Raw genomic sequence first — 19,352 nt, 5'->3', positions numbered from 1 at the left:
GGGGAATTGGCCATGGCCACCGAAAACGCCGTCAGCGCGGAAGACCTCAAGGTCGATGCCAAGAAGATGCACATCTCGACGACAGATGTCGCCATCGACATCGTCGGCATGCACAAATGGTATGGCGAGTTCCATGTGCTGAAGGACATCAACCTCAAGGTGATGCGCGGCGAGCGCATCGTCATCTGCGGTCCGTCCGGCTCCGGCAAGTCGACCATGATCCGCTGCATCAACCGCTTGGAAGAGCACCAGAAGGGCAAGATCATCGTCGACGGCAAGGAACTCACCAACGATCTGAAGAAGATCGACGAGGTGCGCCGCGAGGTCGGCATGGTGTTCCAGCACTTCAACCTGTTCCCGCATCTGACAATCCTGGAGAACTGCACGCTGGCGCCAATCTGGGTGCGCAAGACGCCAAAGAAGCAGGCCGAGGAAATCGCCATGCATTTCCTGAAGCGCGTCAAGATCCCGGAGCAGGCCAACAAATATCCTGGACAGCTCTCCGGCGGCCAGCAGCAGCGCGTGGCGATCGCCCGCTCGCTCTGCATGAACCCGCGCATCATGCTTTTCGACGAGCCGACCTCGGCGCTCGACCCGGAAATGATCAAGGAAGTGCTGGAGACGATGGTTGGCCTTGCCGAAGAAGGCATGACCATGCTGTGCGTCACCCACGAGATGGGCTTTGCCCGCAAGGTCGCCAACCGGGTGATCTTCATGGATCAGGGCCAGATCGTCGAGCAGAACACGCCGGCCGAGTTCTTCGATAATCCGCGCCATGAGCGCACGAAACTGTTCCTGTCGCAGATCCTGCACTGAGCTTCTGACGCCAATTCGAGAAGCCCGGCCGCCAACGGCCGGGCTTTTGAGCGACCGGTTGGTGAAGCGCGCTGCCGGTCTCGCCTTCCATAGTTGTCGAGGCGCGGTAGCATTGGCGGTCGTGCAGGACACCGCTGCAGCGAACGCCTCACCGCCTGTTCCGCTCCTCCCAGCCATAGAGCCAGTCCAAATCTCCCGCGAGCTTCTCCGCCGGGCGCGTCGCCAGCACCAGGTTGCGCGCGATCGCAACCGGGCCCCATGCGTGCCAGGCCATGCGGTTGAGTGCGCCGCGTCTGAGCACCTTCTCGATGCGCGGCCGCCTGAGATTTTCCCATGTGGTGAGGCTCTGCCGCGGATCGCCGTCGAATTCGGCGACCAGATCGGCGAGCATCGCGGCATCCTCGATCGCCATCGCCGCGCCCTGCGCCGCGAACGGGGTCATGGCGTGCGCCGCGTCTCCGATCAGGGCTACGCCCTGCGGCATCGTCCAGCGACGTTGCTCGACGGTGTGGATCGGAAACGCCGTCCATGGCCCGGCAAGCCCGGCAAGCCTTGCCAGCGCCGGCGACGTACCGCGCATGGCGCTGGCGAGGATGGCGGGGTCCGCATGGCCGGACCAGCCTTCGGCGATGCGCTCGCCCTTGGTGAAGGCGGCCAGGTTGAAGGCGCTGCCCTTGCTCACCGGATACGCGACCATATGGAAGCCGGGATGGAGGAAGGCGGTGATGCAGTCGCCGGCGGCGATTGCTGCAAAAGCCTGGCCGGCGGCGCTTGTCGCTGCAACCGTTGCGCGCCAGGCCAGCTCGCCCGAGAAGCGGTTCTTCCCGAAGGCCGGCTCTCGACCCGCAAGCAGCCTGCGAACCGACGACCAGACGCCGTCCGCGCCGATCAGCAGGCCGCCGGCGGCCTCGATGCTGCCGCCATCCGTTTCGGCGGCGACGGCGATGTCTTGCGGGTGAACAGCGACGTCCGTTACCCGCGCGCCGGTGACGAGTTGGATTTCAGGATGCTCCGCCATCCGCGCCGTCAGCGCCGCCTGCAGGTCGGCGCGGTGCGCCACCAGATAGGGCGCGCCCCAACGCTCTTCGCCGGCCTGGCCGAGCGGCACGCGCGCCAGTTCGCGCAAGGTGGCAGCGCCCTTCAGCACCACCGCTTCCGGGCGGATCGCGCTCAGCCGCAACCGGTCGAGCGCGCCGAGCCGACTGAGCATACGGGTGGCGTTGGGGGAAAGCTGGATGCCCGCGCCCACCGCTTCGAGCTGGCTGGCCTGTTCCAGCACCGTGACGGCATGGCCGTGTTCGGCAAAGGCAAGAGCTGCTGTCAGTCCGGCGATACCGGCCCCGGCGATGACGACCTGCCGGGACCGCGCCTCCTCCATGGTCTAGCGGTCACCCAGATCCGCGATCAGGCGGCCTGGTCGATATAGAGGCAGCCGGCAGGCTCGGTTTCCGTCGCCTTCAGCTTCGGCGAATAGCGGTAGAGCGTCGAGCAGTAAGGGCAGACCTTTTCATTGTCGTCGCCCATGTCGAGGAATACATGCGGGTGGTCGAAAGGCGGGTTGGCGCCGGTGCACATGAATTCCTTGACGCCGATATCGATCGCCGGATGGCCCGCGTCGTTCTGGAAATGGGGAATGGTACCGCCTGCCATCGTCGTCTCCTTCAGTTCGGCCCGTTTGCATCTGGATCATAACCGGCCGGTTTGCAAGATCGATGAAATGAAACTGTCGCAAAAGGCTGGCAGAGGATAAGTTGAGCCGGTTAAGCGCATGAGGCCGGAAACGAAGCGATTCCGTGACATCATGCGTCATAAAAGCGTGTTAGAGCGTGCATAGCGCGTCCGGCGGCGTATGGCGCTCAAAGAACGACGTTGTGGCCAAGAGCAGGAACCATGAACGAACTGAAGCCGGTGCAGAGCGAGTTCATCACCGTCGAGGCGGCGAGCCCGGACGGCGGCAATCCAGACCGTTTCGTCAACCGCGAGTTTTCCTGGCTGCAGTTCAACCGCCGGGTGCTCGAGGAATCGCTGAACGAGCATCACCCGCTGCTCGAGCGCGTCCGCTTCCTGTCGATCTCGGCCGCAAATCTCGACGAGTTCTTCATGGTGCGCGTCGCCGGCCTCGCCGGTCAGGTGCGCGAGGGCATCGCGTTGAAGAGCCCGGACGGCCGCACGCCTGAGCAGCAGTTGGAGCAATTGCTGCGCGAGGTCGAGCGCCTGCAGGAAGACCAGCAGAAGAGCCTGTCGGCCCTGATGGAGCTGCTCAACAAGGAAGGCATCGAAAGCATCCCCCGCGATGGCCTGACCAAGGACGAGAAGGCGTGGCTGGAGGAGCATTTCCAGGATCAGGTTTTCCCGGTGCTGACGCCGCTGTCGATCGACCCGGCGCACCCGTTTCCGTTCATCCCCAATCTCGGTTTCTCGATGGCGCTGCAGCTGCGCCACCGCAAGAACGGCGAGGAGATGAGCGCGCTCTTGCGCTTGCCGGTGGCGCTGCGGCGTTTCATCCGTCTGCCCGACCGCAAGCATCATGTCCGCTTCATCCCGCTGGAAGAAGCGGTCGGCCTCTATATCGGCAAGCTCTTCCCTGGATATGAGGTTAAGGGCTCGGGCACGTTCCGCATCATCCGCGACAGCGATATCGAGGTGGAGGAGGAATCGGAAGACCTCGTTCGCCTGTTCGAGACGGCGCTGAAGCGCCGCCGCCGCGGCTCCGTCATCCGCATCGAATTCGACACGCTGATGCCGGCCGAGTTGCGCGACTTCGTCGCCGGCGAGCTCGGAGTGTCGTCGAGCCGCATCAGCGTGCTCACCGGGCCGCTGGCGCTCAACCAGATCTCCGAGATCGTCGCCATCCCGCCCGACGACCTCAAATTCACGCCCTATAACCCGCGCTTTCCCGAGCGCATCCGCGAGCATGGCGGCGACTGCCTGGCCGCCATCCGCGAGAAGGACATCATCGTCCACCACCCCTACGAATCCTTCGACGTCGTGGTGCAGTTCCTGCGCCAGGCGGCGGCCGATCCGGAAGTCGTCGCCATCAAGCAGACGCTCTACCGCACCTCGAACGACAGCCCGATCGTGCGGGCGTTGATCGACGCGGCGGAGGCCGGCAAGTCGGTGACGGCGCTCGTCGAGCTCAAGGCGCGCTTCGATGAAGAGGCCAATATCCGCTGGGCGCGCGACCTCGAGCGCGCCGGCGTCCAGGTCGTGTTCGGCTTCCTGGAGTTGAAGACCCACGCCAAGATGTCGCTGGTGGTCCGCCGCGAGGACGGCCGGCTGCGCAATTACGTGCATCTCGGCACCGGCAACTACCATCCGGTCACCGCCCGCATCTACACCGACCTGTCCTTCTTCACCACCGACCCGACGATCGCGCGCGATGTCGCGCAGATCTTCAACTTCATCACCGGCTACGCCGAGCCTGCCGAGGAGATGCGTCTTGCGGTGTCGCCGTTCACGCTGCGCGACCGCATCCTGAGGCACATCGCCGAGGAGATCGCCCATGCGCTCGAGGGCAGGCCGGCCCGTATCTGGATGAAGATGAACGCGCTCGTCGATCCGACCGTCATCGACGCTCTCTATAACGCCAGCCGCGCCGGCGTCGAGATCGATCTCGTCGTGCGCGGCATCTGCTGCCTGAGGCCGCAGGTGCCGGGTCTTTCCGAGAACATCAGGGTGAAGTCGATTGTCGGCCGCTTCCTCGAGCACAGCCGCATCTACTGCTTCGGCAACGGCCACGGTCTGCCGTCCGACGAAGCGATCGTCTACATCTCCTCGGCCGATATCATGCCGCGCAATCTCGACCGCCGCGTCGAGACCCTGGTGCCGATCACCAATCCGACTGTGCATGAACAAGTGCTTGGCCAGATCATGCTCGGCAACATCATGGACAATCAGCAAAGTTTCGACGTATTGGCTGATGGCACCTCCCGGCGCGCTGCGCTCGAGGAGGGCGAGGAACCGTTCAACGCGCAGGAATATTTCATGACCAATCCGAGTCTTTCCGGACGGGGTGACGCGCTGAAATCGCATGCGCCAAGGCGCATTGCACAGTTCAAGCGCCGCAAGAAGAACGCCGCCGCGTGATTTCAGTCTCCCAGGGCCGGCTCCAGGACCGGCGGCCGCTGTCGATCATCGACATCGGATCGAACTCGATCCGCCTCGTCGTCTATGAAGGGCTGGCCCGCTCGCCGACGATGCTGTTCAACGAAAAGATGCTGGCCGGCCTCGGCCGCGGCATCGTTTCGACGGGCAAGCTCGATCCCGAGGCGGTGACGCGCTCGATGGAGGAGTTCCGCCGTTTTCGCGCGCTTTCCGATCAAGCCGGCGCCGAGCACATCTATGTGCTGGCGACCGCGGCCGCGCGCGAGGCGGTCAACGGCCCGGACTTCATCCACCGCGCCGAGGATGTGCTGAAGACCGAGATCCGCGTGCTTTCCGGCCGCCAGGAAGCGCATTATTCGGCGCTTGGCATCATTTCCGGCTTCTATCCGGCCAACGGCATCGCCGGCGACCTTGGCGGCGGCAGCCTGGAACTCGTCGACATCAATGGCGAGGCGATCGGCGACGGTATCACGCTGCCGCTCGGCGGCCTGCGCCTGCAGGACATGGCGAAGAACTCTCTCGTCCAGGCGCAGAAGATCGCGCGCCAGGAGCTGGCGCGGGCGAGGCTTTTGAAGGGTGGGCAGGGCAGGGTGTTCTACGCCGTCGGCGGAACCTGGCGAAACCTCGCCCGGCTGCATATGGAGATGACCAACTACCCGCTCGGCGTCATGCATCATTACGAGATCGCCGCCGACAGCGCCCTGAACTTCCTTAGGCAGGTGGCCAAGGGCGAGGTCGAAAAGGTTAAGGGCATCGAAGGCGTCTCCAAGAACCGCCGCTCGCTGCTGCCTTACGGTGCGGTCGTGCTGCAGGAAATCATGGCGGCAATGCAGCCCTCGAAGATCGTCGTCTCGGCGCAGGGCGTGCGCGAAGGCTTCCTCTATTCGCTGCTCGACGCCGCCGAGCAGAAGGCCGATCCGCTGATCTCCGCGGCGGAGGAACTGGCGCTGCTGCGCTCGCGCTCGGTCCATCACGCGCATGACCTCGTCGAATGGACGGACAAGGCTTTCAAGGCCTTTGGCATCGACGAGACGGTGGATGAGGCGCGCTACCGCCACGCCGCCTGCCTGCTTGCCGATATCGGCTGGCGGGCGCATCCCGAATATCGCGGCCGGCAGTCGCTCAACATCATCGCGCATGCGTCCTTTATCGGCGTCGACCATCCTGGCCGCGCCTATCTGGCCCTGACCAACGCCTATCGCCATGACGGCATCTTCAACGATGCGATCGCGCCCGAGATCAAGACCCTGGCGCCGCCGCGCATGCTCGAGCGCGCCCGTGCGCTGGCGGCGATGATGCGCGTCGTCTATCTGCTGACGGCGGCGATGCCCGGGGTCATGCCGCGGCTGAAATGGGAAAGCCGCGGCAACGGTGCGCTTGCGCTGGTGCTGCCGGCGTCGCTTGCCGACCTCTATGGCGAACGACCTGCCGGGCGGCTGGCGCAGCTGGCGCGCATCACCAACCGCCGGCTGGTGCTGGCGGTCGAGGGCGGGCCGAGCATTTCCGTCAAGTGACGGATCAGGTGATCTCGGCACCGACGCCAAAAGGGCGGCCGTCGGCCGACCATGCGCCGGCGCCGGCCATGGCGAGCGCCAGGAAGCCCCCGGCAATGGCAATGTCCTTCATCAGCATCTGATGGTGCATGAAGGTGAGGGTCGCATCCTCGCCGCCCTGGCCGAAATGGCCGATGAAGCCGGCGACGATAGTGAAGGCGGCAAGCAGCAGCGCCGCGATCCGCGTCTGAAAACCGACAAGGATCAAAAGTCCGGCGATCAGCTCGAACAGGCCGGTGCCCCAGGCCGCCAGGGTCGGTAGCGGCAGGCCGAGGCCGGTGAAGTAATCGATCGTGCCGGATAAGTTGGTCAGCACCTGGAAGCCCGAGGGCACGAACAGCGCGGCAAGCAGGAGCCGCGAGGCGAGAAGCAACGCGTTGCGGTTCATGGCCCACCTCCCTTGCCGGTATCCGGGAATGCACCGGCTCTCGGTGCAGTGTACGCCTGCAATCGAAAAACGAAAAAGCGGCGCGAAAAATTCCGCGCCGCCAATTTCAGCTTGGGAGGGGAAGGAGATCAGCCGCGCTTGGCGTCGATCGAATAGGCGCCGGCGCCGGAGGAGGCGAGCAGGATGAAGCCGCCGGTGATGGCGAGGTTCTTTAGAAACTGGATCATCTGCATCTGGTCGGCCCAGCCGGTGTGAGCAACCAGGCCGGTAGCGATCGTGAAGATGGCGAGCAACCAGGCGGCGATCCGCGTCTGGAACCCGACGAGAATGGCAAGGCCGCCGAGCAGCTCGATGAGGCCGACCACGACGGCCGTCACGGTCGGAAGCGGCAGGCCGAGGGCGCCGAAATAGCCGGCGGTGCCGGAAATGGCGGTAAGCTTGCCGAAGCCGGAAAGCAGGAAGATGACGGCGAGCAGGATACGGCCGAGCAGGATGGTGGTGGAACTGTTGGACGCGATGCTGGTACCGGCGGCGGAAGTGTTGATGGACATTGGCGAGTCTCCGAACGGGTTGAATGCCCAGTGAGATAGACGATGAAGACTGTTCACCAAAGCCGCCGATGCGGCGACACATTGTTCACAGGCAGTATGTTTCGGTGACCGGCGGACGCGCGCGAAAATCGTGTCGGCGGATTGGGATTAACGAGTAAATTGTGCCCCCGCAAAATAGCCAAACTATCGGTTGGGGTTGCAGTCGCAGACCTCGGGGACTAGCCGAAACGCCCGATCGGGTCGTCTTCGCCCTGGTACGACGACCCCTTTGGCCTGTCCGCGCCGCGAGAACTACCCCGGATGCGTCATGTCCTCGGGCCGCACCAGCCGGTCGTAGTCGGCCTCGCTGACCAGCCCGGTGGCGAGAGCTTCCTCGCGCAGCGTGGTGCCGTTCTTGTGCGCGGTCTTGGCAATCTTGGCGGCGTTGTCGTAGCCGATGGTGGGGGCGAGCGCCGTCACCAGCATCAGCGAGCGCTCCAGCGCCGCCTTGATGTTGTCTTCCCGCGCCTCGATGCCGACGACGCAATTGTCGGTGAAGGATACGGAAGCGTCGGCAAGCAGCTGCACCGACTGCAGGAAATTATAGGCCATCAGCGGGTTGTAGACGTTGAGCTCGAAATGGCCCTGGCTGCCGGCGAAGGTTAGCGCGGCATTGTTGCCGAACACCTGCACGCAGACCTGCGTCAGCGCCTCGCACTGCGTCGGGTTGACCTTGCCCGGCATGATCGACGAGCCCGGCTCGTTCTCCGGCAGCGACAGCTCGCCGAGGCCCGAGCGCGGGCCTGAACCGAGCAGGCGGATGTCGTTGGCGATCTTGAAGAGCGCCGCCGCCGCCGCGTTGATCGCGCCGTGCGAGAACACCATGGAATCGTGTGCTGCGAGCGCCTCGAACTTGTTCGGCGCCGTCACGAAGGCGATGCCGGTGATGGCAGCGATCCGGTCCGCCACCTTTTCCGCAAAGCCAACCGGCGCGTTGAGCCCGGTGCCGACCGCGGTGCCGCCCTGCGCCAGTTCCTGCAGGCCGGGCAGCGTCTGCTCGATGCGCTTGATCGACGACGCGACCTGCGCGGCGTAGCCGGAGAATTCCTGGCCGAGCGTAAGGGGTGTGGCGTCCTGCGTGTGGGTGCGGCCGATCTTGATGATGTGGTTGAAGGCGCGGGCCTTGGCGTCGAGCGCTTTGTGCAAATGGTGTAGCGCCGGGATCAGGTGATGCGCGACCCGCTCAGCGCAGGCGACATGCATGGCCGTCGGATAGGTGTCGTTCGACGACTGGCTCATATTGACGTGGTCATTCGGGTGCACGGGCTTCTTGGAGCCCATCACGCCGCCGAGCATCTCGATGGCCCGGTTGGAGATCACTTCATTGGCATTCATGTTGGACTGCGTGCCCGAACCGGTCTGCCAGACCACGAGCGGGAAATGGTCGTCGAGCTTGCCGTCGATCACTTCCTGCGCGGCGTCCACGATTGCCTTGCCGATGGCTGGATCCAGCCGTTTCAGCTCCATGTTCACTTCGGCCGCGGCGCGCTTGACGATGCCCAGCGCGCGCACGATCGAGGCCGGCTGCTTTTCCCAACCGATCTTGAAATTGCCGAGCGAACGCTGCGCCTGCGCGCCCCAGTAGCGGTCGGCCGCGACCTCGATGGGACCGAATGTATCGGTTTCGGTTCTGGTCTTCTCAGCGCTCACGGGAAATCTCCGGTCTGTCGATTTGCGCAAGGGCGTATCGCGTTGCACAAAACCCTTCAAGCGGAGATTGCGGGCGAGGAAGATGCAAATTGGTTGAAGGGGGTTGCCGATCTCCCCCCTTGTGGGCCAGATCAGCCCTCCATCGGCGGTCCAACAATGTCGATGCCGTTCTCGGCGCAGAGTCTCGTCAGCGTCGCCATCATCTCGGGCGTCGGCGCCCCCGGCTGCGGCAGGTCCGGCCGTTCGGCGGGGCGGCTCGCCAGGCGCACCATCGTCTCGAAATCCGAGCCGCTCGTGACGGTGAGCGTATGCGCGCCTTGCGGAGATTCGACCCTGTATGTATGCGGTAGGCCCTTCGGCGCGATGACGGTTTCGCCCGCGCCCACGACCCGCTCATGGCCGTTGATCTGGAAACGCATTTGTCCTTCGAGGATGTGAAATACCTCGTCTTCGTTGCGGTGCATATGCAGCGGCGGGGAATCGCCATAGGGCAGGCGATGCTCGATGACGCAGATGCCGTCCTCTCCGTCGGCCGAAGAGACCTGGATGGCGACGAGCGTGTTGTTGAACCAAAGGAGTTCCTTGCCTGCGATGGTCCGGTTGATCATTGTCATAGTGTCTCTGCTTTGTGTTGGGCCGGCGAAGCGGCGTCGACGGCGAACTAACCAGCGACGCGTGGGAGATGGAAATCGAATGATCATATGGACTGAATTGATGCGATGAATTTGAACGCGCTCGATCTCAACCTGGTGAGGGTGCTCGACGCGCTTTTGCGCGAGAAAAGCGTGACGCGCGCCGGCGAGCAGATCGGCCTCAGCCAGCCTCCGGTGAGTGCCGCGCTCAACCGCCTGCGGCATACGCTCAACGACCAGCTCTTCGTGCGGCGCGGCAACGACATGGTGCCGACGCCACGCGCCGAAAGCCTGGCCGGGCCTGTGCGTGCCGCGCTGCGCGAGATCGAGCGTGCTTTCCAGCCGGCGAAGGACTTCGATCCGGCCAGGCTGGAGCGGACCTTCACCTTCATGGGCGCGGATTTCTTTTCCATGCTCCTGATGCCGCCCTTTGCCGCGCGCATCGCGGCGGTGGCGCCATCAGTGTCGTTCCGCTTCCTCGACAGCGCCATCGGCGACGTCTCGAAACTGTTGCAGGAGGACCAAATCGACGTGGCGCTGGAGCGTCCCCTGGAAGTCGCCGAATGGGTTTCCAGCGTACCGCTGTTCGGCTCGCCCTTCGCCGTCATCGCGGCGAAGGGCAATGCAGCGCTCAATCGGGCCGGCATCGCCGAAGGCGAGCAGGTGCCGCTCGATCTCTTCTGCGAGCTGCCGCACGCGCTGCGCTCCATCGACGGCTCGATGTCGGGCTTCACCGATGACGCGCTGGGGAAGATGGGCCGGACGCGCCGGGTCACGCTTGCCTTGCCGCATTTCCAGGCGGTCGCGCTGGCCGTGGCGAGCGGACCCTATCTGGCGGCCGTTCCAATGCAGTTCGCGGCGGTGGCGGCGAAATCCTTGCCGCTCGGCATCTACGGGGCGCCAATCTCGATTCCCTCGCCGGCGGTCAGGATGTACTGGCACGCCCGCCATGACGACGAGGCGCCGCATCGCTGGATCCGCGAGCAGATCCTGGTGGAAGTCGAGGCGCTCGGCTTCCGCAACCTGGAGGATGAGGTCGGGGAGTAGACTCTGTTATCCGGCCGCCAGGCCGATGGCCGCGGGCTGGCGCAGCGCGAGCCGCCCCGCGACATAGTCCTTGACCTGGCGGACCGCCTGCGCGCGCGACACGCTGCCCGGCTGCAGGCCAAGCCTGAGCCACAGCCCGTCGATCAGAGCGGTGACGCCGAGTACGATCTCCGCGGCCAACTCCGGCGATGCGAGGCCGCGCAGGCCGGACAACAGGTTCGAGCGCATGCGCGCGTGGATCACTCGCTGGATGCGCGCCAGCTTCTCGTCGCGCGGCACCTCGGCGCAGAGCGACAGCCAGGCGTGACAGAGCGGCGGCAGGAACAAATGCTCCTCGAAATTGCCCTCGATCACCGCGTCCAGCCGCTCGATCGGCGTTCGCGCGCGCTTGAGCCGCGCCACCACCGCGTTGCACAGCACTGCATTGGCCTCGCGCATCGCGTGCTCGAACAATTCCTGCTTGTTGCGGAAATAGTGCAGCACGATGCCCTTCGAGGCGCCGGCCTGGGCCGCGACCTTTTCCAAGGTGGCGCCGGCAATGCCCTCGCGCTCGAGCACCGCAAAGGCCGCTTGCCGCAACTCCTTGCGGCGTATGTCGCTGAGACGTGTGAGCTTCACCGGATCGATCCATGTTTGCGAATCCATGTTGACATTTTCGCCCGCTCAGATCAATCATTGACCACTGGGACAATAACATGACCAAATGGTCAACAGAGGAGAACCGGAATGGTGCGCTTGCTTGCGAATGGCGTCTGTCTCGCTGCCTTGATGGTGGCCGCTCAAACCGTTCAGGCGGCCGAGGCGGAGGAATGTAAGGTGGTGCGAATGGCCGAGCCCGGCTGGAACGATCTCGCCTTCACGACGGGCGTGGCCAAGGTCCTGCTCCAGGCGCTCGGCTATGAGCCGCAGAGCGACGTGCTTGGCATCAACGTCATCTACGAAGGCATGAAGAACAAAGACCTCGACCTGTTCCTCGGCTACTGGGATCCGGCGATGGTCACTTATTACGAGCCTTACAGGAAGGACGGCTCGATCGAGAATGTGCGGGTCAATCTGGTCGGCGCCAAATACACCTTCGCCGTGCCGACCTACGTCTGGGAAGCCGGCGTCAAGGATCTCTCCGACCTGCACAAATTCGCCGACAAGTTCGGGAAGAAGATGTACGGCATCGAGCCCGGCTCGAACCAGCTGATGATGGATGCTATCGCCGATCCTCAGTTCCAGCTCGACGGCTGGCAGGTGGTCGAATCGAGCGAAGCCGGCATGCTCTCGGAGGTCGGCTACGAGATCAAGGAGAAGCAGTTCATCGTCTTCCAGGGCTGGGCGCCCCATCCGATGAACACGATGTACGACTTCAAGTATCTGACCGGCGGCGACAAGTTCTTCGGCCCGAATTTCGGCGCCGCGACGGTGACGACCCAGGTGCGCAAGGGATTCCTGCAGGAGTGCCCGAACGTGGCGCAGTTCCTGAAGAACCTTGCCTTCGACATCGATCTGGAAAATGTCGGCATGGGCTACCTCATCAATGACGGCATGAAGCCGGAGGAAGCGGCGCTTAGGTCGATCACGCTCAACAAGGATCGTGTCGACGCCTGGCTTGCCGGCGTCACCACCTTCGACGGCAAGCCCGGCCTCGCCGCGGTCAAGGAAAAGCTTGGACTGTGAGGCCCGCGGCATTGGATCTGTCGGGACAGGGGGGCGAGCAGGACGCCTGGGCCGGCCGCAAGCGATTCGTCGATGTCGGTGGCCTCGACCTCGCCTATGTCGAGGTCGCCGGCTCGGAACCGCCGCTCGTCCTGGTGCACGGCTTCACCGACACCAGCCGCAGTTTCTCGTTGCTGGCGCCGCATCTTTCCGCGCGGCGGCTGGTCATGCCGGACCTGCGCGGCCATGGCGCCTCGCAGGCGGGCAGGGGCTTTGGCATCGCCGATTTCGCCGACGATGTCGCCGGGCTGATCCGCAACCTGCGGCTCGCCCGGCCGGTCGTTCTCGGCCATTCGCTGGGTGGCATGGTCGCCATGCAGGTGGCCGCGCGGCATCCGGAACTGGTCGGCGGGCTGGTCATCCTGGCCGGGGCGCTGAAGGCAGATTTCGCGCCGGACCATCCGTTGGTTGACGGCGTGGCGGAACTGCGCGACCCGATCTCGCCGACTGATCCGTTCTACGACTGGTGGCACGCCTGCGGGTCCGGCGTGCCGCGGGCCCTTCTTGCCGGCCTGGCGGCGGACGCTTCGGCGATGCCGGCGGCGCGCTGGCGCGCCATTCTCGAAGAAATCCGCCGCACGGATCTGACCGCGGCGGCGCGGGCTGTGCGGGTCCGGACGTTGATCATTGCCGGCGCCTGCGATCCCCTCTTCGGCCAAGCGCACCAGGAGGCTTTGGCCGAGGCGCTTGCCGGATCGCGTCTCGTCTGGGCGCAGGACTGCGGCCACAATCCGCACTGGGAAGACCCGGCCTTCGTCGCCAAGGCAATAGCCGACGTGCTGCCAGCCGAGTGACTACCGCAACAGCGATCGGGCCGTCGGCGTGAGGCGCAACGTCTCTGCCGGCTGCGTCGAAGCAGCCTGCATGGTTTGGCGAACCGCCTGCCATGCCGGAGAAGCGCCAAGGCCGGACCGATAGTTCGCATGGGCGTCGCCATCGTCGAAACCGATGACTGCGATGAAGACATTTTCGCCGGCTCGCACCGGCAGCCGCGAAAAAGTGTTTTCGGCATGCTCGCTGACGAAGGCGCCGAGCAGCCGGCCCCCGCTGGCCGTCAGTTGCGGAACCATTTCCGCCCGGAAACGCTCGGCAAAGCCGGTTTCCATGCCGTGGCGCAAATGATGAATCGAAATCTCAACAATGCCGTCTAAGTGAGGCTGCGCACTTTTGTTTTCGCCTTCGCTCACGGTCGACCGCTCCCGCCTCGACAGGTCGAAGCCGGCGTCCGGCCACGCGGGCTTCAGCAACAGCACGTCGTCGGAATCGATCATCGTCGCATTGGCGGCGTCGCGATGCTCGGCCCACACCGGGCCCTCATAGAAGGCGGTGAGCGCTTTCCTCCTGGCCTCCATGTCGGCGAAGCCGCGCAGCCAGACGAACATGTCGGGACGATCGAGGTCGCGGAACTGGCCGATAACGGTCATGCCCACGGCTTCCTGGCTCTCGATGAACTCCCGGTCGAACAGCGCGATAAGCGTTTCGCGATCGCCGGGTTTCAATGTGTATTGCCTGAGCTCCACGATCGGCGACGCAAGGCGGGAAGGTCTGTTCATGGCTAGACTCTCGAAAACAGGGTGTTCATCCTGTTTATAAACAGACCGGTTGTCCTGTTTTGTCAATATGCTACGTTCTTCCCCTTCTCTCCGACGGGGAAAGGTGGAGGTGGCGATGCGCAAGAAGCGCACCAACGATCCGCAGGGCATGCGGCGGCGCGTGCTCGACGTGGCGGAAGATTGCTTCCAGGCGCGCGGCTACCACGCCTCGAGCCTCGGCGACCTGATGGCGGCGGCCGGCGTCACCGGCGGCGCGCTGCACCATCATTTCCCGACCAAGAAGGCGCTGGCGCTGGCGGTGATCGAGGAGCGGGTGGCGGCCGCGGTTGAGGAGACCTGGATCGAGCCGGTGCGGGCGGCGCCTTCGGCGCGCAAGGGCGTGCGCGCCGTGTTTGAGGCGGTAGCGGCCGCGCTCGAGCAGCAGGGCTATGTGCGCGGCTGCCCGCTCAACAATCTGGCGCATGAGCTGTCGCTCGCCGATCCCGATTTCCGTATTGCGTTGGCCGATATCTTCGCCGGCTGGCGGCGGGCGATCTCCGACAAGGTGCGCGCCGATCAGGAGGCCGGCCGGGAAGGTGGGACCGATCCCGACCGCTTTGCCGCGCTGACGGTGGCGGCTTACTCCGGCGCCATGTCGATGGCCAAGGCCGAGCAGGATGCCGGTGTGTTGCGGCAGTGCCTGGGGGGTTTGGAGCGGGTCGAGCCCCCGCCATCACAGAACGGTTCGCCCGCCAGACGACGCCGCAGGGTGGTGCGGCAGCAGGCAATCCGCTGATGCCGGTATGAGGATCATCGTAAGTCCCTGACTGAAAGGCAGCCTTCACTCCCTCAGCGGCTTGATCGTCTCGAACCCCACTTCGCTCTGCGCGCTCGTCCCCTCGTCGTAGCGCCGCGCCAGCACCGCTTGCAGGTCGGGCGAATAGAGCGCGGTGAAGCTGTCGATCACCGTGCCGGAATCGCCGGTCAGCGTCTCTTTCACCGTCAGCACCGTGTATTTGCAGTCGCCCAGCTTGTAGGTGTCCTTGCCCTTGACGCTTAAAGCCAGTGTTTCGGTGCCCTTCGGCGCCTTCTTCGCCGAAAGCCGCACGAACTCGGTCTTGCTCTTGGCACCGGCCTTCAGCGGGAAGAGCTTTTTGAGGTCGCCGAGCGGGATCATTGACAGCCGGCCCGTGTCGCTATCGCGGAAAATCTCGATCAGCCCGGCGTAAAGATATTGCGTCTGCGGCGATTGCGACTGGTAGTTGTTGGCGACCGCGACCATGCCGCCCGGCGCCGGCCGGAACTCGCTGCGGATGCCGGGCTTCTCCAGCACGAAGCCGGCCTTGGCGGATTTGGCGTCCACGCAGTCGGCCGCCTCGGCGGCGCCGGTGAGGGCAAGCATGGAGAGGGCCACACAGGTCGTCACGGGTTTCATGCCTTCTCCCCTGGAAATGTGTTCTGGAAGGAATGACAGACCCTCTCTGCGCTGTCGACCCAAAGTGCCCTTCACGAATTCAACCAATGCTTGAAAAGAGCCGCCAATCTGGACGATCCGGCGCTGAAAATGTTCCAATGGCGCGATGATGAATCGCTTATCCTCAGCATTCTTGTCCCGGCGCGATTTCCTGGCCCGGGTGGCCGGCCTTGCCGCGACCTGCGCCCTGCCGGACACCACTTTCGCCCAGACCGGCCAGCCTATCCAGCCGATTGACGCCACCTTTTTGTTCATCGCCGATATCCATGCCTGCCGCATGGCGACCGGGCTCAGCCCGCATTGCGAGCAGGAAGGCAAGACCGATGCGGCATTGCTGCGCAATGTGGCCGCGCTCAACGCAATCGACGACAAAGAGTGGCCGGCCGAGATCAACGGCGCTGCCACCGGCCTGCGCTCGGCCGGCACACGCATCGGCACGCCGCTCGGGGTCGTCACCGGGGGCGACATCACCGACGATGGCGGCGGCCAGATCACTGAGCCGAGCGAAGGCACGCAGCTTCTGCAGTTCAGCCAGCGCTACCAGCAAGGCATCGGCCCTGATCGCGTGCATGTCCCGGTCTATGTCGGGCTCGGCAATCACGATCTCGACCAGAATGGGCCGACGCGCCATGTCGACTGGTACCGTCGCGAGATGCGCGACTATGTCGAAGTCAACCATCGCCCCGGCGTTTTCTTCAAGCCGCCGGTGCCGGCGACCAATTACGATGTCGACACCGATTGCTATTCCTGGGATTGGGGCGGCCTGCACCTCGTCCAGACGCATCGCTTCGCCGGCGACACCGGCCATGACGCGACGGGCAGCCTGCCATGGCTGAAGCAGGATCTGGCGACCTATGCCGGCGACGGCCGTCCGGTGATTCTCTTCCAGCACTATGGTTGGGACACCTTCTCGGTCGAGCGCTGGGATCCAGTGAAGCGCACCTATGGCGAAGGCGGCGCCGGCCGCCCGCACTGGTGGGGCGACGCCGACCGCCAGGCGCTTCTCGCCACGCTGAAGGGTTATAATGTGATCGCCATTTTTCACGGCCATCAGCACGCAGTGCCGATGATCTACCGGCGCGACGGGCTCGACCTCGTCAAGCCGAAGGCGGCCTTCATGGGCGGCTTTGCGCTGGCGCGGGTGACCGATGACCACATGGACGTGGTCTTGGCTGAGGCGGCCGGCGACCATGGCGAGGTCGTTTTCACCAACGCCTTCACCAAAAGCTGGGCCACCTGAAGGGAGAAAGCGCGCCGGGTAGAGTTGTCCAGGCCTGTTGTTCGAGCTGTTCTGCGGTGTTGAGGCCGTCGGCGCTCAAAGACGAACAGGCCGGCGCGCGGGTCGGCCATTGCCTCGCGGCGTATGGAGTCAGAGCGCCTTGCGAGCCTTGTCCTTCACGTCGCCATAGGCCTTGCGCACCCTGCCGGCGATTCTTTCGGACATGCCTTCCACCTGCAAGCGCCGGCTGCCGGTGGCCTTGCCGGCCGCCTGCTTCAGCCTGCCTTTTACCTGCTTGGCGATGCCGGCAACTTGATGCCTGTTCACCATATCCGCATCTCCTGGGCCTGGAATAGGAGCGGGATGCGCCAACCGCATCCGCCACGACAACGAACGGGCAATGTTTGAGTTCCGTGCGGCCGGCCGCATCACGCCGCTGTCGGCATGACGGACAGCCCGTGCCGGGCGTTCGAGATCTGACCGCGGGGCCTGCTGGTCACATCGCTTTTTTGAGCATGGCTTTCATGTCGCCACAGGCCTTCTGCACCTGGCCTGCCGACTTGTCCGCCATGCCCCTGATTTCCATCGGCCGGTTGCCGGCGGCCTTGCCTATGGCTTGCCGGATCGAACCTTTGATCTGCTTCGCCAAGCCCACTATTTGGTCCATGTTCACCATCTCCGCATCTCCCGGAGATCCAATTCGCGAGGAGAAACGGGCCGGAGTGCTTCGCGGTTCCGTTGCGCCAAAGCACACCGGTCGAGGATAATTGACCGGCGACCGAATTCGGCATAATATGTAACCAAATGGATACGCATTATGCCGCAGGCTGAGCACGACCGTTCCGTCTTCCGCGCCATCGCCGATCCGACGCGGCGCGCCATCCTCGACCGGCTGCGGCAGGGCCCCGCGCCGGTCAACGAACTGGCGTCCGCCTTCTCGCAGAGTCGGCCGGCCATTTCCAAGCATCTGAGGATACTGCGCGAGCTCAACGTCGTTTCCGAGCAGCGGCAGGGCCGCGAGCGAGTCTACCGGCTGGAGCCGGCGGAATTGAAGGATGTCGCCGACTGGATCCTGCCTTACCGAGACTTCTGGCAGCACAGCCTCGGCAATCTCAAATCCTACCTGGAGAATGAATGATGGCCATCCAAGACAAGCCGCGCGCGATCGCCGACATTTCCGCCGGTACCATCCTTGCCACGGTGACGATCGCCGTGCCGCCGGAGCGCGTCTTCCGCGCCATTACCGCTGAGGACCAGATCCCGCTCTGGTGGGGCGCCGACAACATGTACCGGACGACGAAGCACACGGCCGATGTCCGGCCGGGCGGCGCCTGGCGCTCGGAAGGCAAGGGCGCGGACGGGCAGGACTTCCATGTCGCCGGCGAGTATCTCGAGGTCGAGCCGCCGCATCGTCTGGTGATGACCTGGAAGGCGCCCTGGGACGGCGATAACCTCACCACCGTCACCTATACGCTCGAAGCCGTCGAGAACGGCACCCGGCTGACGCTGCGCCATGACGGCTTCGGGTCGCGACGGGACTCCTGCCGCGATCACGGTTCCGGTTGGGAGCGCGTTCTGGGCTGGTTGGACGAATTCCTTGCCAAGGAGACGGCTGCCAGGTCGCCTTCGGTCTTCCATTGCCGGCTGATTCCGCCGCGTCCGGATTTCGCCTTCACCCTGACAGATGAGGAGAGGGCGCTGATGAATGCGCATGCCGACTATCTGCGCGGCCTGCTTCGTGAAGGCAGAATGATGATTGCCGGCCCAGTCGCCGATCCAGCCGGACCGTGGGGGCTTCTGATCCTGCAGGTCGGCACGGAAGCCGACGCCAGGGCGGTTACCGAAGGCGACCCGGTGGCGCGTTCCGGCCGCGGCTTCCGCTATGAAATCCTGCCGATGATGAGCACGATCATGTAAGGCGAATGGAAAACGCCTCTCGCGCTTTTCAGGGCGCGGGAGGCGTCTTTTGTTATCAGCTTTTCTCGATACTCGTGAACTGCCGATAACAGGGACAAAACCGCCCCGGCAAAAGGGTTCCCGGCAAAACAAAATTTTTTGCTCGGCCGGATGCGACGCATTTCCCGGCTCCGTGCTAAAGGCACTTGCCAGCATGAGGATAGCCTTGCCGCACGACCGACCCTGCCCGACCCTGCTTGACGCATCAGCCGCCTTCGACTGCCAGAGCTGCGGCGCCTGCTGCGCCTATTCGGCGGACTGGCCGCGCTTTTCGACCGAAGAGGATGCCGAGCTCGACCGCATCCCCGACGAGCTGGTCGCGACCGACCTGTCAGGCATGCGCTGCGAGGACGGCCGCTGCGCCGCGCTTCGCGGCGAGGTGGGCAAGCAGACGGCCTGCGCGATTTACGAAGCCCGCCCGCATGTCTGCCGCGCCTGCATGCCCGGCGGCGACGACTGCCTAATGGCAAGGGCCGCCCATGGGCTGGCGGCGGAGAGCGTGATCTCCCCCTCGAGGGGGAGATGGCCGCGAAGCGGTCAGAGGGGGTCGTCTCACATAAATCGCCGACGTGATCGCGCTCTACACGAGGCGAGCCCCCTCTGTCGCCTTCGGCGACATCTCCTCGCGAGGGGACCACAAGGGGGAGATTACTTTCTTTCCCCGCTTGCCCACGCTCGGACCTCCCG

General features: G+C 64.5%; 21 protein-coding genes and 1 pseudogene. 11 read left to right on the top strand and 11 right to left on the bottom strand.

The genetic code is table 11. From position 1 onward, the window contains the following. Nucleotides 1–12: 12 nt before the first annotated feature. Entirely contained in the window at nt 13–816 is an 804-nt protein-coding gene (locus EJ078_RS02490; RefSeq protein WP_066997155.1) for an amino acid ABC transporter ATP-binding protein, read from the top strand. A gap of 148 nt (nt 817–964) precedes the next feature. Here EJ078_RS02490 and EJ078_RS02485 read toward each other — a convergent pair whose 3' ends face one another. Then, nucleotides 965–2,194 carry an FAD-dependent monooxygenase gene (locus EJ078_RS02485; RefSeq protein ID WP_127403282.1) on the bottom strand — a complete coding sequence of 410 codons (1,230 nt, stop codon included), beginning with the start codon at nt 2,192–2,194 and terminating at the stop codon, nt 965–967. Nucleotides 2,195–2,220: 26 nt separating this feature from the next. Beyond that, a complete protein-coding gene (locus EJ078_RS02480; protein WP_066997164.1) occupies nt 2,221–2,466 on the bottom strand; it encodes a zinc-finger domain-containing protein in 246 nt (81 codons plus the stop codon). 240 nt (nt 2,467–2,706) lie between these two features. Between EJ078_RS02480 and EJ078_RS02475 the strand changes: the two genes are divergently transcribed. Both EJ078_RS02475 and ppx read left to right on the top strand, forming a co-directional pair. Then, a complete protein-coding gene (locus tag EJ078_RS02475; protein WP_127217251.1) occupies nt 2,707–4,902 on the top strand; it encodes an RNA degradosome polyphosphate kinase in 2,196 nt (731 codons plus the stop codon). Next, entirely contained in the window at nt 4,899–6,434 is a 1,536-nt protein-coding gene (gene ppx, locus EJ078_RS02470; RefSeq protein WP_127847224.1) for an exopolyphosphatase, read from the top strand. Before EJ078_RS02475 ends, ppx begins: the two co-directional genes overlap by 4 nt. A 4-nt stretch (nt 6,435–6,438) precedes the next feature. Here the strand turns inward: ppx and EJ078_RS02465 are convergent, their stop codons facing one another. The 4 genes from EJ078_RS02465 to EJ078_RS02450 all read right to left on the bottom strand — a co-directional run bounded on the left by EJ078_RS02465 (nt 6,439) and on the right by EJ078_RS02450 (nt 9,715). Next, complete coding sequence (locus EJ078_RS02465) at nt 6,439–6,861, bottom strand: DoxX family protein (RefSeq protein ID WP_127216669.1); 423 nt, start codon at nt 6,859–6,861, stop codon at nt 6,439–6,441. Between the two features lie 128 nt (nt 6,862–6,989). Next, nucleotides 6,990–7,412: a DoxX family protein gene (locus tag EJ078_RS02460; protein WP_127216668.1), complete on the bottom strand. Its 423-nt coding sequence runs from the start codon at nt 7,410–7,412 to the stop codon at nt 6,990–6,992. A 291-nt stretch (nt 7,413–7,703) separates the two neighbouring features. Next, nucleotides 7,704–9,101: a class II fumarate hydratase gene (gene fumC / locus EJ078_RS02455; RefSeq protein ID WP_127216667.1), complete on the bottom strand. Its 1,398-nt coding sequence runs from the start codon at nt 9,099–9,101 to the stop codon at nt 7,704–7,706. 131 nt (nt 9,102–9,232) lie between these two features. Further along, nucleotides 9,233–9,715, bottom strand: a complete 483-nt coding sequence (locus tag EJ078_RS02450; RefSeq protein ID WP_127216666.1) for a cupin domain-containing protein — start codon at nt 9,713–9,715, stop codon at nt 9,233–9,235. 105 nt (nt 9,716–9,820) lie between these two features. Between EJ078_RS02450 and EJ078_RS02445 the strand changes: the two genes are divergently transcribed. Beyond that, nucleotides 9,821–10,780 carry a LysR family transcriptional regulator gene (locus EJ078_RS02445; protein ID WP_208721063.1) on the top strand — a complete coding sequence of 320 codons (960 nt, stop codon included), beginning with the start codon at nt 9,821–9,823 and terminating at the stop codon, nt 10,778–10,780. Nucleotides 10,781–10,786: 6 nt separating this feature from the next. On the opposite strand, the gene betI is transcribed toward EJ078_RS02445, so the two are convergent. Next, on the bottom strand, nt 10,787–11,398 hold the full coding sequence (gene betI / locus EJ078_RS02440) for a transcriptional regulator BetI (protein WP_127216670.1): 612 nt from the start codon (nt 11,396–11,398) through the stop codon (nt 10,787–10,789). A 108-nt stretch (nt 11,399–11,506) separates the two neighbouring features. Between betI and choX the strand changes: the two genes are divergently transcribed. Then, a complete protein-coding gene (gene choX / locus EJ078_RS02435; protein WP_127403609.1) occupies nt 11,507–12,445 on the top strand; it encodes a choline ABC transporter substrate-binding protein in 939 nt (312 codons plus the stop codon). After that, the gene (locus EJ078_RS02430) at nt 12,442–13,278 is read left to right on the top strand and encodes an alpha/beta hydrolase (protein ID WP_067324826.1); all 837 of its coding nucleotides are present in this window, start codon (nt 12,442–12,444) and stop codon (nt 13,276–13,278) included. The genes choX and EJ078_RS02430 overlap by 4 nt, the downstream gene beginning before the upstream one ends. Here EJ078_RS02430 and EJ078_RS02425 read toward each other — a convergent pair whose 3' ends face one another. Next, on the bottom strand, nt 13,279–14,160 hold the full coding sequence (locus EJ078_RS02425; protein ID WP_306462625.1) for an NIPSNAP family protein: 882 nt from the start codon (nt 14,158–14,160) through the stop codon (nt 13,279–13,281). On the opposite strand from EJ078_RS02425, the gene EJ078_RS02420 reads away from it, so the two are divergent. After that, a complete protein-coding gene (locus EJ078_RS02420) occupies nt 14,153–14,812 on the top strand; it encodes a TetR/AcrR family transcriptional regulator (RefSeq protein WP_127217105.1) in 660 nt (219 codons plus the stop codon). The genes EJ078_RS02425 and EJ078_RS02420 overlap by 8 nt on opposite strands. Nucleotides 14,813–14,857: 45 nt before the next feature. Here the strand turns inward: EJ078_RS02420 and EJ078_RS02415 are convergent, their stop codons facing one another. After that, nucleotides 14,858–15,451: a hypothetical protein gene (locus EJ078_RS02415; protein WP_127217106.1), complete on the bottom strand. Its 594-nt coding sequence runs from the start codon at nt 15,449–15,451 to the stop codon at nt 14,858–14,860. Nucleotides 15,452–15,596: 145 nt separating this feature from the next. Between EJ078_RS02415 and EJ078_RS02410 the strand changes: the two genes are divergently transcribed. Continuing rightward, entirely contained in the window at nt 15,597–16,730 is a 1,134-nt protein-coding gene (locus tag EJ078_RS02410; RefSeq protein ID WP_208721062.1) for a metallophosphoesterase, read from the top strand. A gap of 129 nt (nt 16,731–16,859) precedes the next feature. Here the strand turns inward: EJ078_RS02410 and EJ078_RS02405 are convergent, their stop codons facing one another. Both EJ078_RS02405 and EJ078_RS02400 read right to left on the bottom strand, forming a co-directional pair. After that, on the bottom strand, nt 16,860–17,039 hold the full coding sequence (locus EJ078_RS02405; RefSeq protein WP_095784086.1) for a CsbD family protein: 180 nt from the start codon (nt 17,037–17,039) through the stop codon (nt 16,860–16,862). Nucleotides 17,040–17,205: 166 nt separating this feature from the next. Next, entirely contained in the window at nt 17,206–17,385 is a 180-nt protein-coding gene (locus EJ078_RS02400; protein WP_095802556.1) for a CsbD family protein, read from the bottom strand. Nucleotides 17,386–17,526: 141 nt separating this feature from the next. Here EJ078_RS02400 and EJ078_RS02395 point away from each other — a divergent pair, with 141 nt between their 5' ends. From EJ078_RS02395 to EJ078_RS02385, 3 genes and pseudogenes are all read left to right on the top strand, one after another. Further along, complete coding sequence (locus EJ078_RS02395; RefSeq protein ID WP_067001113.1) at nt 17,527–17,847, top strand: metalloregulator ArsR/SmtB family transcription factor; 321 nt, start codon at nt 17,527–17,529, stop codon at nt 17,845–17,847. Further along, nucleotides 17,844–18,626, top strand: a complete 783-nt coding sequence (locus EJ078_RS02390; RefSeq protein WP_245457244.1) for an SRPBCC domain-containing protein — start codon at nt 17,844–17,846, stop codon at nt 18,624–18,626. The genes EJ078_RS02395 and EJ078_RS02390 overlap by 4 nt, the downstream gene beginning before the upstream one ends. Before the next feature lie 193 nt (nt 18,627–18,819). Further along, a pseudogene (locus EJ078_RS02385) lies at nt 18,820–19,152 on the top strand (YkgJ family cysteine cluster protein); the annotation flags it as partial. Nucleotides 19,153–19,352: the final 200 nt, after the last annotated feature.

Source organism: Mesorhizobium sp. M1A.F.Ca.IN.022.06.1.1, from assembly GCF_003952605.1.
Lineage (GTDB): Bacteria > Pseudomonadota > Alphaproteobacteria > Rhizobiales > Rhizobiaceae > Mesorhizobium.
The sequence above is the reverse complement of the archived record's forward strand: the minus strand, read 5'-3'. Positions and strand labels throughout refer to the sequence as shown.